This is a genomic window from Brevundimonas poindexterae, assembly GCF_020524625.1.
GTDB classification, from domain to species: domain Bacteria; phylum Pseudomonadota; class Alphaproteobacteria; order Caulobacterales; family Caulobacteraceae; genus Brevundimonas; species Brevundimonas poindexterae_A.
Window position 1 is genome coordinate 1 of record NZ_JAIVLL010000006.1, and the last position, 14,468, is coordinate 14,468.

13 protein-coding genes are annotated in these 14,468 nt (G+C 67.5%); 6 read left to right on the top strand and 7 right to left on the bottom strand.

From position 1 onward, the window contains the following. Window positions 1-159: 159 nt before the first annotated feature. The 5 genes from LC068_RS13340 (at window position 160) to aguB (ending at window position 7,224) form a co-directional block, all read left to right on the top strand. Complete coding sequence (locus LC068_RS13340) at window positions 160-1,407, top strand: capsular biosynthesis protein (RefSeq protein WP_226638003.1); 1,248 nt, start codon at window positions 160-162, stop codon at window positions 1,405-1,407. 175 nt (window positions 1,408-1,582) lie between these two features. Beyond that, window positions 1,583-4,774, top strand: a complete 3,192-nt coding sequence (locus LC068_RS13345; RefSeq protein WP_226638005.1) for a TonB-dependent receptor — start codon at window positions 1,583-1,585, stop codon at window positions 4,772-4,774. A gap of 229 nt (window positions 4,775-5,003) precedes the next feature. Beyond that, a complete protein-coding gene (locus LC068_RS13350) occupies window positions 5,004-5,990 on the top strand; it encodes an agmatine deiminase family protein (RefSeq protein ID WP_226638007.1) in 987 nt (328 codons plus the stop codon). Next, on the top strand, window positions 5,987-6,361 hold the full coding sequence (locus LC068_RS13355) for a hypothetical protein (RefSeq protein ID WP_226638009.1): 375 nt from the start codon (window positions 5,987-5,989) through the stop codon (window positions 6,359-6,361). Before LC068_RS13350 ends, LC068_RS13355 begins: the two co-directional genes overlap by 4 nt. Further along, window positions 6,358-7,224, top strand: a complete 867-nt coding sequence (gene aguB / locus LC068_RS13360) for an N-carbamoylputrescine amidase (protein WP_226638011.1) — start codon at window positions 6,358-6,360, stop codon at window positions 7,222-7,224. The genes LC068_RS13355 and aguB overlap by 4 nt, the downstream gene beginning before the upstream one ends. Here the strand turns inward: aguB and LC068_RS13365 are convergent. From LC068_RS13365 to LC068_RS13385, 5 genes are all read right to left on the bottom strand, one after another. After that, on the bottom strand, window positions 7,208-8,041 hold the full coding sequence (locus LC068_RS13365) for a phosphatase PAP2 family protein (RefSeq protein WP_226638012.1): 834 nt from the start codon (window positions 8,039-8,041) through the stop codon (window positions 7,208-7,210). The genes aguB and LC068_RS13365 overlap by 17 nt on opposite strands. Then, complete coding sequence (locus LC068_RS13370; RefSeq protein ID WP_226638013.1) at window positions 8,023-8,550, bottom strand: hypothetical protein; 528 nt, start codon at window positions 8,548-8,550, stop codon at window positions 8,023-8,025. Before LC068_RS13370 ends, LC068_RS13365 begins: the two co-directional genes overlap by 19 nt. 88 nt (window positions 8,551-8,638) lie before the next feature. Beyond that, window positions 8,639-8,914 (bottom strand): ribonuclease, encoded by a 276-nt coding sequence (locus tag LC068_RS13375; protein WP_226638014.1) that lies wholly within the window; start codon window positions 8,912-8,914, stop codon window positions 8,639-8,641. 72 nt (window positions 8,915-8,986) lie between these two features. Continuing rightward, window positions 8,987-10,033: a 1,9-bis(guanidino)-5-aza-nonane synthase gene (locus tag LC068_RS13380; RefSeq protein WP_226638015.1), complete on the bottom strand. Its 1,047-nt coding sequence runs from the start codon at window positions 10,031-10,033 to the stop codon at window positions 8,987-8,989. A gap of 102 nt (window positions 10,034-10,135) precedes the next feature. Beyond that, window positions 10,136-11,401 (bottom strand): type III PLP-dependent enzyme, encoded by a 1,266-nt coding sequence (locus LC068_RS13385; protein WP_226638016.1) that lies wholly within the window; start codon window positions 11,399-11,401, stop codon window positions 10,136-10,138. Between the two features lie 204 nt (window positions 11,402-11,605). Here LC068_RS13385 and LC068_RS13390 point away from each other — a divergent pair, with 204 nt between their 5' ends. Further along, on the top strand, window positions 11,606-12,361 hold the full coding sequence (locus LC068_RS13390; RefSeq protein ID WP_226638018.1) for a LytTR family DNA-binding domain-containing protein: 756 nt from the start codon (window positions 11,606-11,608) through the stop codon (window positions 12,359-12,361). Between the two features lie 3 nt (window positions 12,362-12,364). Here the strand turns inward: LC068_RS13390 and LC068_RS13395 are convergent, their stop codons facing one another. Further along, the gene (locus LC068_RS13395) at window positions 12,365-13,840 is read right to left on the bottom strand and encodes a carotenoid oxygenase family protein (protein WP_226638020.1); all 1,476 of its coding nucleotides are present in this window, start codon (window positions 13,838-13,840) and stop codon (window positions 12,365-12,367) included. 23 nt (window positions 13,841-13,863) lie between these two features. Then, a complete protein-coding gene (locus LC068_RS13400) occupies window positions 13,864-14,295 on the bottom strand; it encodes a DUF2141 domain-containing protein (RefSeq protein ID WP_226638022.1) in 432 nt (143 codons plus the stop codon). Window positions 14,296-14,468: the final 173 nt, after the last annotated feature.

Here is a 14,468-nt window from a genome sequence, read left to right on the forward strand (position 1 = left end):
GGCTTCCGGACCGGTCCGGCCTCTCCCCGCGAGAGACCGGACCCCCGGAGCCCTTCAGGCGGATAACGCCTTTGCGCACCCCCGTCGTGGTCACCCACGGCGGGGGTGTCGCTTTGGGGGGCACTGGACAGCCGGGCCGGGCCGGGGGATGGGGAAGGCGTGTCCCTCGCTGCTCATCCTTCGTCAGCCCGACCCCCGGAACCGGCTTCCCTTGAGGGGCGCCGCTTTCTGATCGCGAGCGCCCCCTACGGGCCCTTCTCCCGCGCCCTTGCCCGGTCGCTGGAATCGCGCGGCGGCCATGTCGAGCGGCTGATCCTCAATGTCGGCGACCTGTGGGATTGGCGCAGGCCAGGGGGGCAGCGCCATCGCGGCTCGCTGGAGGCGTTTCGACGCGGCCTCGCCGCCCGCCTTGAGCCCTTCACCGATGTGATCGTCTTTGGCGACACCAGCGCCCACGCCCGCGCGGTGCTGGCCGAAGCCCGCGCCCTCGGATTGGGCATCTGGCTCCTAGAGAACGGCTATTTCCGTCCGGACTGGATCACTCTGGAGCGTCAGGGGGTGAATGCGGAAAGCGCGGTCCCGCGCGACCCGCGCGCCTTTGCGACCGTTGTCGCCGTTGAGCCGAAGCCTGCACCGGTCGGCCGGATCCTGCCCTGGCATGTCCTGCACATCAGCCGATACTATCTGCTTGAGCTGCTCGGCCGCCCGGTCTTTCCCCATTTCCGGCCGGAGTACGACCCGTCGCCCTGGCGCCAGGCGCTGGGCCATGTCGGTCGTGCGGCGAGGATCCGGCGTCACCCCGCCCGCCGGCGGGTCCGGCGGCTGCTGGATGAGCGCACACCCTTCATTCTGGTCTGCCTGCAGAGGGACGGCGACAGCCAGCTGGTCCGCCACTCAGAGTTCAGGGACAACCGGTCGTTTCTGGGCGCGGTGCTGGACAGCTTCGCCGACCATGCGCCCGAAGGTCTGCATCTCGTGGTCAAGGGCCACCCGCTGGATGCCGGAGTGGTCGATCTGGAGCGGATGACGCGCGACCTCGCCCGGGCGCGGGGTGTCGGCGCCCGGGTCCATCCCCTGGATGGCGGAAGCTTGGCCGAACTGTGCCGGGCCTCCTGCGGACTGGTCGTGAACAACTCCAGCGCGGCCCTGTCGGCCCTCGGTTTCGGAACGCCGGTCAAGGTGCTGGGTCGCGCCTTTTTTGACATGCCGGGCCTGACCGATCCGGCACCCCTCGATGCCTTCTGGCATAACCAGACACCGCCGGACCCGGACCTGTTTGCCCGATTCCGGACCTGGGTCATCGACAACACCCAGATAAACGGCGGCTTTCACGGACCGGCTGTTCGCCGCCCGACGGCAGATGCGATCGCCAGGGCCATGGCTGCAGCAGCGCGCCCTGCTGACTAGCCAGGGGGCCGAAGTGTGGCCGCCGCGCCACCCTCGGGGCCCTGTCATATCACTGTCATCTTATTGTCGTCGGAGCTTCCCATCCCCGGCCTAGAGGGGGCCCACTGTCATCTTTCGTCGCGCGTGTGCCCAATTCCGGGCCGTTCCGTGGCGAGTCAGCGGGGATACGCAAGACATGCTGAAGAAGTTCGCCTACGGCGCCTCGGTTGCCGTGCTCATGATGACCGCGGCCACCGCGGTTCATGCCCAGGAAACCACCGGTGCCCTGCGCGGCACCGTCCTGAACGACAGCGGTACGCCGGTGGCCAACGCCACGGTCACCGTGACCCACGTGCCGTCGGGCACCCGTTCGGTCGCCGTCACCGGCGCCAACGGCCAGTACAGCACCCGCGGCCTGCGCGTCGGCGGTCCGTACACAGTGTCGGTCGAGGCTGCCGGCCTGTCGGGCAGCCGCGAGATCGCCAACATCGGCATCGGTGATGCCTCGGTCGCCGACGTCTACATCTCGGACGGCTCGACCGTTCTGGACGAAGTGGTCGTGATGGGCACCGCCGGCGGCGTCGTTCAGACCGCCATCGGCCCGAACGCTGTCTTCACCGCTGAAGACCTGCAGAACGCCCCGGCCATCAACCGCGACATCCGCGACGTGATCGCCATCGACCCGCGCGTCTACGTCGACGAAGCCTTCGTCGATGCCGTCCAGTGCGGTGGCGCCAACCCGCGCTTCAACAGCCTGACGGTCGACGGCGTCCGTCTGAACGACAACTTCGGCCTGAACTCGTCGGGCTATCCGACCGAGCGCATGCCTTTCTCGTACGACGCCATCCAGCAGGTGGCCGTCGAGCTGGCCCCGTTCGACGTCGAATACGGGAACTTCACCGCCTGCAACATCAACGCGGTCACCAAGTCGGGCGGCAACACCCTGTCGGGCGGCTTCTTCTACGACTACAGCGACAACGAGCTGACCGGCGCCGACCTGGAAGGCCGCTCGGTCGATCTGGGCGTGTTCGAGGAAACCCGCTGGGGCATCAACGTCGGCGGGCCGATCATCCCCGATCGCCTGTTCTTCTTCGCCGCCTATGAAAAGCTGGACGGCGTGAACTTCTTCGACCGCGCGCCGGCCGGTGCCGGTGGCGCCGAAGTGCAGGGCTTCTCTCAGGCCCAGTACGACGAAATCCTCGACATCGCCCGCAACGTCTACGGTTTCGACCCCGGTGGCGTCCCCGCCCCGCAGCCGAACGAAGACGAAAAGCTGCTCATCAAGCTGGACTGGAACATCAACGACCAGCACCGCGCGGCCTACACCTATAACTACAACGACGGCTTCAACATCACCGAGTCGGACGGTGACTCGGACGAGTTCGAGTTCTCGGGCCACCTGTATGAGCGCGGCGCCGAACTGAACGCTCACGTCCTGCAGGTCTTCTCGGACTGGACCGACAACTTCTCGACCGAGTTCCGCATCGCCTATTCGACGCTGGACAACCGCCAGATCCCGCAAGGCGGCCTCGATGTCGGTGAAATCCAGATCAACACCTCGTTCGACCACGACAACGACGGCAACGCCTCGCGCGCCATCGTCTACCTTGGCGCTGACGACTCGCGTCACGCCAACGTGCTCAGCTACGAAACCATGAGCTACAAGCTGGGCGGCGCCTACCGGATGGGCGACCACCAGTTCACCTTCGGCTACGAGCGTGAAGAGCTGGACGTGTTCAACCTGTTCGTCCAGCACGTGCAGGGTGAGTTCCGCTTCAACAGCATCACCGATTTCCGCAACGGTAATGCCTCGCGCGTCTATTACGGCAACGCGGCCTCGCTGGACCCGAACGATGCGGCGGCCAGCTTCGCCTACGCCACCAACACCGCCTATGCCCAGGACGAATGGGTCGTCTCGAACGACCTGACCGTCACCTTCGGTCTGCGCTATGACTGGTACGGTTCGGACGATGAGCCGATCCTGAACGCGAACTTCGTTGCCCGTAACGGCTTTGCCAACACGGCCACCCTGGACGGCAAGGGTCTGCTGCAGCCGCGCTTCGGTTTCCGCTACGACTTCAACGAAAGCCTGCAGTTCCGCGGTGGTTTCGGCCTGTACTCGGGCGGCAACCCCAACGTCTGGCTGTCGAACAACTATTCGAACGACGGCATCACCAACATCCAGGTCAACCGTCGCAACATCAACGTCTTCACCGGCACCAGCGGCACGCCGCTGTTCGACATCCCCGATGTCCTGATCTCGGATGTGACCTCGGGCGCGCCGAACGTTGCCACCAACGCCCTGGATCCCGACTTCGACCTGCCGTCGTCGTGGAAGTTCGCCCTGGGTGCGACCTACTGGTTCGACAATGCGTTCCTGGGTGAAGGTGTCCGCTTCGACATGGACCTGCTGCACTCGGAAACGAATAATGCGGCGATCATCAAGGACCTGACCCTGGAGCAGGTCGACACCATGGCTGACGGCCGTCCGGTGTACCGCGCCATCGACCGCAGCGATCCCGACTGCGCCGTTGACCCGGCCTCGGCCGCCTGCTCGAGCCGTTCGTTCAACAACGACTTCCTGCTGACCAATACGGACGGCGGATCGCAGACGGTGGTCTCGGCCAGCCTGACCCAGTCGTATGACTGGGGCTTCGACTGGACCCTGGGCTATGCCTACACCCAGGCCGAGGACGTCAACCCGATGACCTCGTCGGTGGCCTTCTCGAACTTCGCCAACGTCGCGGTGTTCGATCCGAACAACCCGGATACGGCCAAGTCGAACTACGAAATCCCGCACCGCATCACCCTGCAGCTCAACTATGAGCGCGAGATCTTCGGCGACTACGCGACCCGCTTCACCCTGTTCGGCCGCGCCAACGAAGGCCGTCCGTACAGCTTCGTCTTCGCCAGCGATGACGGCGACGTGTTCGGTGACAGCGTCGACTTCCGCCACCTGCTGTACATCCCGACCGGTCCGTCGGACCCGAACGTGGTGTTCCAGCCGGGCTTCGACCAGGCTGCCTTCTTCAACTTCATCGACGCCAATGATCTCGGCCAGTACGCGGGCTCGACCATGCCCCGTAACGCCGTCCAGAGCGGCTGGTGGAGCAAGTTCGACCTGCGGATCGAACAGGAGCTGCCGGGCCTGATGGAAGGTCACCGCACCGCGGCCTTCATCGTGGTCGAGAACCTCGGCAACCTGCTGAACGACGAATGGGGCATCCTGCGTGAAGCCTCCTTCCCGCTCGCCCAGGGCGTGGTCGATGTCGATCGCAACGCCGCCGGCCAGTACATCTTCCAGGAGTACATCCAGCCCGCCGGTCAATCGCGCGTGACGGATGCCTCGCTGTGGGAAATCCGCGTCGGCCTGCGCTACAGCTTCTAAGACGTAGCCACAGACTGAAGATCAGGGGCGGGCCGGAAACGGTCCGCCCTTTTTCTTTTTTTGCCCTAACGCTCGCGACGCGGTCGCTCGCTGCTTGAGGGCGGGATATTCGCCCTACTGCTCGGCCCGCGGCGCCTCGCTGCTTGAGGGCTGTCTTGAGGGTTGGGTTGAGGGGGGGGCGGTTCATGCCTATCTGGTGCGGCCCGCCGCGATGAAGGATGATCCCCGCATGAGCGTTTTCCCCGTGCCCGCCGAATGGACGCCGCATCGCGCGATGTGGGTCGGCTGGCCCAGCCATGCCGAGCTGTGGGAAGACGACCTGCCGGCGGCCCAGGACGAGGTCGAGGCCCTGGTCCGGGCGCTGGCAGGTCCCGGGCGCGAGCAGGTGCGCCTGATGGTCGGCAAGGCCGAGGTGCTGGAGGCCGCGCGGGCGCGCTTTGCCGACGTGGACGGGGTGACGGTGGTCGGGGGCCGGTTCGGGGATATCTGGCTGAGGGACACGGGCCCGATCTTCGGTCAGGGCTCGGCGCGGGCGGCCGCGTTCCGGTTCAACGGCTGGGGCGGGAAATACGAGCTGGAGCATGACGACACGGTCGCCACCCAGATCGGCGAGGCCTCGGGCACGCCGCTGGACCGGCACGACTTCATCCTCGAGGGCGGGGCGCTGGATCATGACGGCCGGGGTACGATCCTGACGACGCGCCAGTGCGTGCTGAACCCCAACCGCAATCCGGACTGGACCGAGGCGAAGGCCGAGGCGGCCCTGTCGGACGCGCTTGGCGCGACGCGGGTGGTGTGGCTGGGCGATGGCCTGCTGAACGATCACACCGACGGCCATGTCGACAATCTGGCCCGGTTCGTCGGGCCGGGCATGGTGGCCTGTCCGGTCGGCTGGGGCGAGGACGATCCCAATGCCGACGTCTACGATGCCGCGGCACGGGCGCTCACAGCCGAGGGCCTGACAGTCATCCGCATTCCCTCCCCCGGCCGGATCGAGGACGAGGACGGCGAGCCCATCCCTGCCAGCCACATGAATTTCCTGATCGCCAACGGCGCGGTCATTGTGCCGACCTATGGCGACGAGGGGGCCGCGAGGGCTGCTTGCGGCGCGCTGGCCACCGTCTTTTCGGGCCGCGAGATCATTGCCCTGCCGTCGCTGGCCATCCTGACCGGCGGTGGGTCGTTCCACTGCATTTCGCAGCAGGAACCGGAATGAGTGACGTCACCCTCTTTCGGCCGGTCGGCGATGCCGAACTGAAGCTCATCGAGGAGTCCGGTTGGACGGCATTTCCGCCGCGTCTTCCGGAGCAGCCGATCTTCTATCCGGTCATGAACATGGACTATGCCGAGCAGATTGCCCGGGACTGGAACTCGAAGCATGAGCCCTCCGGTTGCGGTCACGTTGTCGCCTTTCGCATGCCCGATGAAGTGACCCGGCGCTGGCCGGTACAGGTCGCGGGCGGACGCATCCATGAAGAGCTGTGGGTGCCAGCGGACCAACTGGGCGACTTCAACGCCATGATCCTTGGCCCAATCCAGCGTATCGCAACCTATCGCGAAGGCGTTCGCGCAAAGGAGGTCTCATGACCCGCTCGATTTCTGTCGCCGCCATCCAGACCGCGTATGGCGAGGATATGCAGGCCAATATCGACAAGACGGTCGACCTCGTCCGCCAGGCGGCGTCGAAGGGCGCGCAGGTGATCCTGCCCTCGGAGCTGTTTCAGGGGCCGTATTTCTGTGTGTCGCAGGAGGAGCACTGGTTCGGCACCGCGTATCCGTGGCGCGAGCACCCGTGTGTGACCGCCCTGTCGCCCGTGGCGGCCGAACTGGGGGTGGCCATTCCGGTGTCGATCTTCGAGCGCGAGGGGCCGCACTATTTCAACAGTCTGGTGATGCTGGACGCCGACGGGCGACCGCTGGGCGTCTACCGCAAGAGCCACATCCCTGATGGCCCGGGGTATCAGGAGAAATACTATTTCCGGCCGGGTGATACGGGCTTCAAGGTCTGGGACACGCGCTTCGGGCGGGTCGGGGTCGGCATCTGCTGGGACCAGTGGTATCCGGAGACGGCGCGCGCCATGATGCTGCAGGGCGCCGAGGTCCTGATGTATCCGACCGCCATCGGGTCTGAGCCGCACGACGAAGAACTGGACACGGCCGAGCCCTGGCGCCGGGCCATGCAGGGCCATGCGGTGTCGAACGTGGTGCCGGTCGTCGGTGCCAACCGCATCGGTCATGAGATGGTGACCGACAAGGGGCAGACCTTCTACGGGCATTCCTTCATCGCCGATCACCGGGGCGATCTGGTCGAGAGTCTGGGCCGGGACGAGGAGGGCGTGCTGGTGCACAGCTTCGACCTCGATTTTCTGGATCGCCACCGGGCGGCCTGGGGCTTTTTCCGCGACCGGCGGACGGACCTTTACGGACCTCTGGTCAGCCCTCGCCCCTGAGGGCGCGCCGCTCGGCCGCGCAGGCCGGGTTTTCGAGCGGATCCTGCTGGGCCCGGTCGATCTCGGCTGCGGCGCGCCGGGCGAGGGCGGCATAGTCCGGATCGGCACGCACCGCCTGCCAGATGCTGTGGCCCAGCCGCTCCCCTGCCGTGACGTCCTGCGGCCAGGCGAGGCCACAGATCGACAGGCTGTGGCCGATCTGGCGTCCGGTTTCACGGATGGCATCGGCCCGCCCGGGGGCCACCTCGGCCATGGCCTCGGCCCAGACGGTCGCCAGTCCCGCCCCGCCCGACGGCGACCAGCCATGACCCGCATCGCCGTCCGGCAGACGGACACAGGCCGTGCGGCCGGTGCCGAGGTCGATGGGACGCGGACGGGCGGTGCGAAGGCGCTGCCACAGGGCCTCCACATCGCGACTGAGGCGGGTGAACAGCTCGATGACGGCAGGCGTGTCGGCGTCGCCCAGCCGCGTTCCGAGCGCACAATCGAAATGCTGAGGGGCGAAGACCGGGCGCAGCTCCACATGGCGAATGGCCAGGTACCAGCGGTCGGAGCCGGGGGTTTGCCCCTCCCGCAACCACACCGCCCGATCGGCGGCGACATCCGCCGCGGTGGGTCCGGCGGCAGGCTGCTGGGCACCCGCGAGGTCATCGAGGGCGGAGGGCGTGAGGAACCCCGGCTGGGCCACGGCAACCGGCAAGGGATGCGAGCGGGCGCTCTCGCCGATGGGCGCACAGCCGGTTGCGAGCAAGAGGGCGCACAGCGCCGGGGCGACCCCGGTCGGCGTGCGACGCCGCCCTATTGGGCGACGGTCCACGTCACCGAGACCTGGGTCTGGTCGGCGTCGCCCTCGGCGGGCTGGGCGACGACCTGCAGGGTGGCACCGCGGCCTTCGGGATCGACGGCGGCATAGGCCTGGGCCTCGCCCTGTTTGAGGGCGGAGACGGTCGACAGGCCACTGTCGCGGGCCCGGCTCTGGTAGAAGTCGATCACGGCTTCGGGGCTGTCGGTCGTGGTGAAGCGTACCGAGCCACCAAGATCCGTTTCGGCTGCGTCGCCGGCGGGCAGGATTTCAGCGCCGGGATAGGCGCGGGCATAGGCGGGTGCGGAAGAGTCCGACGCCGCCACCGGGGCGGGGCTGTCGCTGGCCGGCCGGGCCATGCCGGACCCGTCGGTGGAGGGGGCAGCCGCCTCGGCCGCGTCGGCTTGCGGCGCCGGTTGGTCAGACCCCTGACTGCACGCCGCAACGCCGAGGCAGGCCGCGATGGCGGTGGTCAGGGCGAGGCGCACAGGCATTCCGCGCGCGATGGCTTGAACTCTCATCATCCCGTTTCTGACTCTGGTCCGGAGCACATGTCCGGAAGCGTGGGCGCGTGACGTTGGCCCATGACCGTGACGCCATCAAGGCGTTTGTTCAGCCCTTGTCCGAGGCGCCTTCGCGCGCCAGACGGGCGTTGATGGCCTCGGAATCCGGGTCGATGTCCGAACCGGTGGCCGAGCCGCCCTGGAGCGAGCCGGCGCGGGTGTCCGAGCCCGAGTCGCTGCCGGTCAGGGCGCGATCGAGGTGGGCCTGATCGAGGCTGTCCGACAGGGCATCCGGCGTATGGCCCAGATCGGCGCGCTCACCGACGCTGCGGGCCTCGCGGGACTCGTCCGTCTCAAGGGTGTCGGGGGTGTCGGGATCGGCCATCTGCGGTCTTGCCTCCTTGATCGAAGGTAAGCGCTCGCAGACGGCCCGGGTTCCCGTATCGATCGGGGGCGATCAGCCCTCGAACAGCTTTTGCCAGCGCGGCTTCACGCGGTTCTTCCACGCGCCGCGGTGATAGGCATCCGAGCCGATCAGCGGCACGACCGTGGTCGCTTCGGCGAACACCATCTGTTCGTAGGTCGTCGAGACCTTGCCCCAGCTGGCGGCTTCCTTGAGCGTCGACGACGAGCAGGCGCCGTCGCGCACATCGGCGACCGTGATCTGGACGGCGTATTTGTGCATGTCCGCCTCGACGCCGAGGATTTCGGCGCAGACGACCGTGTCCTGGGCGAAATTCTTGGGCACGCCGCCGCCGACCATGAACAGGCCGGTGGTGCCGGCCGCGATCTTGATGTCGGTCAGTTCGCGGAAGTCGGCGATGGCGTCCAGCATCATATAGGGCTGACGGGCTGCGGCGCGTTCCTTCTGGTGCTTGACCAGACCGAAGCCGGCCGAGGAGTCGACGAAGGCCGGGCAGAAGATCGGCACGCCCTCTTCATAGGCGGTCTGGATCAGCGAGCCGGGCTTTTTGGCGTTGCCCTCGGACAGCCATTTGCCCATTTCCCAGATGAATTCGCGCGAGGAATAGCCGCGCGGTTCAAGGCGGTTGGCGATCTCCAGGATGGTGTGGTCGCAGGCCTGGAGCTCTTCCTCATCGATGTAGGTGTCGTAGATCCGGTCGATGTAGTTGTCGCGCAGCACATTGTCGTCGACGGGGCCGGCGGCCTGATAGTGTTTGAAGCCGAGGGCCTCGAAGAAATCCATGTCGACGATCGAGGCGCCCGTGGCGACCACGGCATCGATCATGCCCATCTTCACCATGTCCCGGTAGACGTGCATGCAGCCGCCCGCCGAGGTCGAGCCGGCCAGGATCAGCCACGGCGAGCAGTCCTTGTCTTCCAGCGCCATGTTGAAGATGTCGGCGGCGCGGGCGGTGTCGCGCGACGAGAAGCTCATCTTGCGCATCGAGTCGATGATCGGACGCGCGTCGAAGCTGGTGATGTCGATGTGCTCGACGGTGTTCTGAAGCAGTTCGGCCTTCTGATTGGACGGTGCGTTCATTTCAGCGGTTTCCCTTTTGATTTGAGCGCCCGTCCGTAATGAAGATGCAGCGGCCCGGACGGAGCGACGGGCCGCTGCTTATACCCTTGTCTGTGTAACCGTTCAGCGTCGACGCGACTTGCGCTGTCCGGCCTTGCCCTTCGGACGGCTGAAACGAACGACCTTGCGGGCCTGTTCCTCGGCCGAGGTGCGCACGGTCGGGATCGACCGGGGCGCCAGGCCGTAGAGCGAGGCCATGGGGGCGTCCTCGACCGCGGCGATGTCGTGCACGCCATAGCCGTTGAAGCCGGTGGACATGGCCACGCCATAGGCGCCCAGCATGCCGATCTCGATATAGTCACCCTCGCGGATGTCGGCCGGCAGGTAGAAGGGCCCGGGCATGTGGTCGATCGAGTCGCAGGTCGGCCCGTAGAAACGGAACGGCTTGAGATCGCCCGAGGCCGGCGCGTCCCGCACCAGCTTGACCGGGAAGGGCCAGCGCGAGTGGGTCGCGTCGAACAGCGAGCCATAGCTGCCGTCGTTCAGATACAGGGCGTCGCCCTTGCGCAGCTCGACCTGGCACAGGATGGAGCTGGACTCGGCGACCAGCGCCCGGCCAGGCTCGCACCACAGCTCGGTGGTTTCCGAGACGGGCATTTCGTTGAAGCCGCGGTGAATGGCGTCGGCATATTCCTGCATGTCCGGCGGGACCATGCCCGGATAGACCGAGGGGAAGCCGCCGCCGACATCGACGATGTCGACGAACACGCCCGCGCGGCTGATCGACCGGCCGACCTGGGCCATGGCGGCCTCATAGGCGGACGGGCGCATGCACTGCGAGCCGACGTGGAAGCTGACGCCCATCAGCCCGTCCTTGACCGCCTGACGCACGGCCAGCAGCAGGGACGGGGCCTGATCCGGCGAGACGCCGAACTTGCCCGACAGGGTATAGGCCGCGCCGTCGGCCGAGACGGCCATGCGCACCACGAGGTTCAGATCGGTGGCCTGACCGGTGGCGTCCAGAATCTTGTGCAGTTCCTCGACGCAATCGAGCGAGAAGGTGCGGACGCCGTGATCGAAATAGGCCTTGGTGATCGCGGACCGGCTCTTGACCGGGTGCATGAAGGCCAGACGTGCCGAAGGGCTGACCGAACGGACCAGTTCGATCTCGGCGAGGGAGGCAACGTCAAAGGCGGTGACACCGGCGTCGACCAGGGTCTCGATGACCCAGCGCGACGGATTGGCCTTCACCGCATAGAAGACGTCGGCCTTCAGATTGTCCTGGAACCAGCGCGCCGCTACGGAAACTGAACGCGGCCGCACGAGGGCGACGGGACGTTCAGGGGACCGCTCACGGACCAGGTCCAGGGGAAGCTGGTACGTGCGCAATTCACGTAACCCCCTGTAAATTGTTAACCCAGACCGGCGTTAGCGGCGCAAGCATGGGACCTACGGGGTCCGCCGGAACCCGCGATATGGGGAAAAGCCCCTGTCATGTAAAGCGGTAATTTCATGTCCGTTCCCTCGACTGTCCTTGCGGGGCGGGGAGGGAGGCGCCATTCAGGGGGCCGGTTCGGGGAGAGGCGCGACGGCATGAGCCTGACGTCAGAGACAACGCGGGACTTTCTGCGGGGGGTCGGCATTGCGGCCCTGGCCGGGGTCGTGATCGCGCTGAGCGGGGCCTTCACCGGGCCGGGCCTGTCGCTGACCGCGCGGCTGACCTACTGGGTGCCGATGATGGTGGCGGGGGCCAGCTGGGGGCAGGTCTGCTCGCTCGTGGTGGACCGCTTTATCAATCTGGACGACCGGCCTTGGCTGATGGCCGGTACCCTGACCGCCGTCATGTTCGGGCCTCTGCTGCTGATGGTCTGGGCGGCCACGGGGCTCTATTTCGAGCGCGAGCTCTATCCGGTGGCGGCCATGCGCGACATGGCCCTGCCGGTGCTGATCGTCACCGCGACCATGAGCGCCATCAATGTCTTCGTCACCCGGGCGCGGACGGTCGAGACCCATGAGGCCCCGGCCGGACAGGCCCCGGCGCGGTTTCTGGATCGGTTGCCGCCGAAGCTGAAGGGGGCGCGGCTGATCGCGGTGCAGTCCGAGGACCATTATCTGCGCCTGCACACCGACCGGGGCTCGGACCTGATCCTGATGCGGCTGGCCGACGCGTTGGGCGAGCTGGAGGGGCTGGAGGGGGCCCAGACGCACCGCAGCTGGTGGGTGGCGCGCGATGCCGTGACCGAGGTGGCGCGGGGCGACGGGCGCGCCGTGCTGACGCTGGACGGCGGGCTGACGGTGCCGGTCAGCCGCCGCCATGCCCGCGCCCTGCGCGCTGCGGGCTGGTACTGAACCTCACCCGGCCCAGATGCCGTGGAAGCCGGCGGGCACGGCCGTGTGCGAGCGCCAGCTGGCCACCGGGCCGTCGGCCAGCCGGGCCATGTCCAGCACATGGAGCTCGGTCGCCTGTTCGCGCAGATTGATGGTCGGCCCGACCAGCCAGGCGTCGGTCTCGCCGCTGCGGCCCGGTTTGGGCACCACGACCATTTCCTCGACCACCTGATCAGGACCGAAGTCGTACTGGGCGTCGCGGCCGGTCGACCAGTCATAGAGGCCGACGGCGCTGGCAAACGGCCGGTCGGCGTGCTCGCCCGAAGTGTGCAGGCTGTAGCGCCGTGCCAGACCTGCCCGGCGCGGATCGCTGCGCGGAAACTCGGCGATGAAGGCCGTCCGCTCCAGCTGCGCGGAGCCGTCCGGACGCAGGGCCGCCAGCGCCAGACGGGCGGGCTCGCCACCGACGGGCACGCCGTTCAGGATTTTCGAGGCGCCGGCTGCGGCAAAGCGCATGTCGTCGGTGGCGCAGACGTCGAAGCGGATGGTGCCGTCCGCCTCCTCCCAGGCCTCGCCCAGATGAAAGAAGCCGAAGTCGGGCAGTTCGAACTCGCGGCGCACGGCGAGGTCGTCCTTGTCCAGCACCAGAACCCGGGTGCCGGTGCCGGCCTGCCACTCGAAGCCGCTGGAGAAGGGCATGGTCTGGCGGACCTGCACCCAGGGCTGCAGCACGATCACCAGATGGCGGGCCGTGGCGGTGAAGTCGTGCACATAGGACGCGCGCGGCAGGCGGACGACGCGGGCGTCCTCCAGCGCACCGTCGGCGGCGAGGCGCCAGACAATGGCCTGGGTGCCGTTCATGCCGAGGTTCCAGATGCGGCCGTCGCGCTCGACCCGGGGGTGGGCGAGGAAGGGCATGGACTTCAGGTCGTCGCGCAGGGTGACGAAGCCGCGTGTCTCGAGGGTGTCAGGGTCCATGGCCATGGGTGAGCCGCCCTCCCACAGGGCCCACAGGTCGTCGCCGACCCGGAGCACCGAGGTATTGGCCGCATTGGCGTCGTCGTTGGATCCGATGCGGGCGCGCGGGTCGCCCGGGCTGCCGAAGCCGGGCACGACCATGGCGTCCATCTCGGCTTCCTGACGGCGCTTGGGCGTGTCGGCGAAGCGGGCCGACAGGGTCGCCTGACCGTCCGCGACGCCGAACCGGCGGATCAGGCCGTCCCCGTCGAACCAGTGCTCGGCCGAGCCGCCCGGACGGCGGAATTTGGCCGGTCCGTTGCGGTAGAGGGCGCCCTCCAGTCCCGCCGGGGCCCGGCCGTGGATGCGGGTCAGGCGATGGGGTGCCAGATCCCGTTCGACATCGCGGGTGACCAGGCCCCAGTCCGAGGTGACGGCCTCCTGGGCGCTGATCAGCCGGGCGGCCTCGGCCACATCGGGGGTGACCACGGTGCTGCCGAGGGCTGCGGCCCCCAGCAGGAAGGATCGACGGGACGGGATCATGGCGGAGCTCCTCTCGCGTTCGATCAGCGCAGGATCAGGGTCTGGACGGTGTCGCCCTCAACGGTGAAGCGGGCTTCGCTCCAGCTGGCCGGACCCATGTTGCCGAGCGCATTGTTGGAGAAGGCATAGGGCTCGATCGGCATGCCGAACGGATTGGTGTCCATGTCGCCATTGCCGTTGATGTCGTGGAACGACTTGATGGCGTAGCTGCCGGGCTCCAGCCCCTCGAAGGTGACGCTGACGGTCGTGGCGTCGGCGGGGATGACGGCGTTCCGCACGGGGCGGTTGGTGTTGTAGTCCGCCTCGGAGGCGAACAGCACCAGCATGACCGAGCCGGTCGAGCGGCCCAGTTCGAACTCAACCTTGACCGACGCATCCTGGGCGTGGGCATCGGGGGTCAGGGTGGCGGTGGCGAGGGCGGCGACGGCGGCCATCAGGGCGATGCGGGTCTTCATGACAATCTCTCCGGTCAGGGGGACGGGGCGGGGCGCCCTGTCGATGACCAGACCCTGACCGTGCGCTCCGGCTGGCGCCACGCCGCTTACGGAAAGTGCCGCCCCGCCTTCGCCAACGGACAGGTCGAACCCCCGCCCGTTCACTGGCGATGCGCGAATGACCAGCTGTTATC

Coding starts and splice junctions, on each gene's coding strand:
- LC068_RS13355 (WP_226638009.1), top strand. CDS start 5,987: ATGAGTGACGTCACCCTCTTTCGGCCGGTCGGCGATGCCGAACTGAAG.
- LC068_RS13370 (WP_226638013.1), bottom strand. CDS start 8,550: ATGATGAGAGTTCAAGCCATCGCGCGCGGAATGCCTGTGCGCCTCGCC.
- LC068_RS13345 (WP_226638005.1), top strand. CDS start 1,583: ATGCTGAAGAAGTTCGCCTACGGCGCCTCGGTTGCCGTGCTCATGATG.
- LC068_RS13350 (WP_226638007.1), top strand. CDS start 5,004: ATGAGCGTTTTCCCCGTGCCCGCCGAATGGACGCCGCATCGCGCGATG.
- LC068_RS13390 (WP_226638018.1), top strand. CDS start 11,606: ATGAGCCTGACGTCAGAGACAACGCGGGACTTTCTGCGGGGGGTCGGC.
- aguB (WP_226638011.1), top strand. CDS start 6,358: ATGACCCGCTCGATTTCTGTCGCCGCCATCCAGACCGCGTATGGCGAG.
- LC068_RS13400 (WP_226638022.1), bottom strand. CDS start 14,295: ATGAAGACCCGCATCGCCCTGATGGCCGCCGTCGCCGCCCTCGCCACC.
- LC068_RS13395 (WP_226638020.1), bottom strand. CDS start 13,840: ATGATCCCGTCCCGTCGATCCTTCCTGCTGGGGGCCGCAGCCCTCGGC.
- LC068_RS13375 (WP_226638014.1), bottom strand. CDS start 8,914: ATGGCCGATCCCGACACCCCCGACACCCTTGAGACGGACGAGTCCCGC.
- LC068_RS13380 (WP_226638015.1), bottom strand. CDS start 10,033: ATGAACGCACCGTCCAATCAGAAGGCCGAACTGCTTCAGAACACCGTC.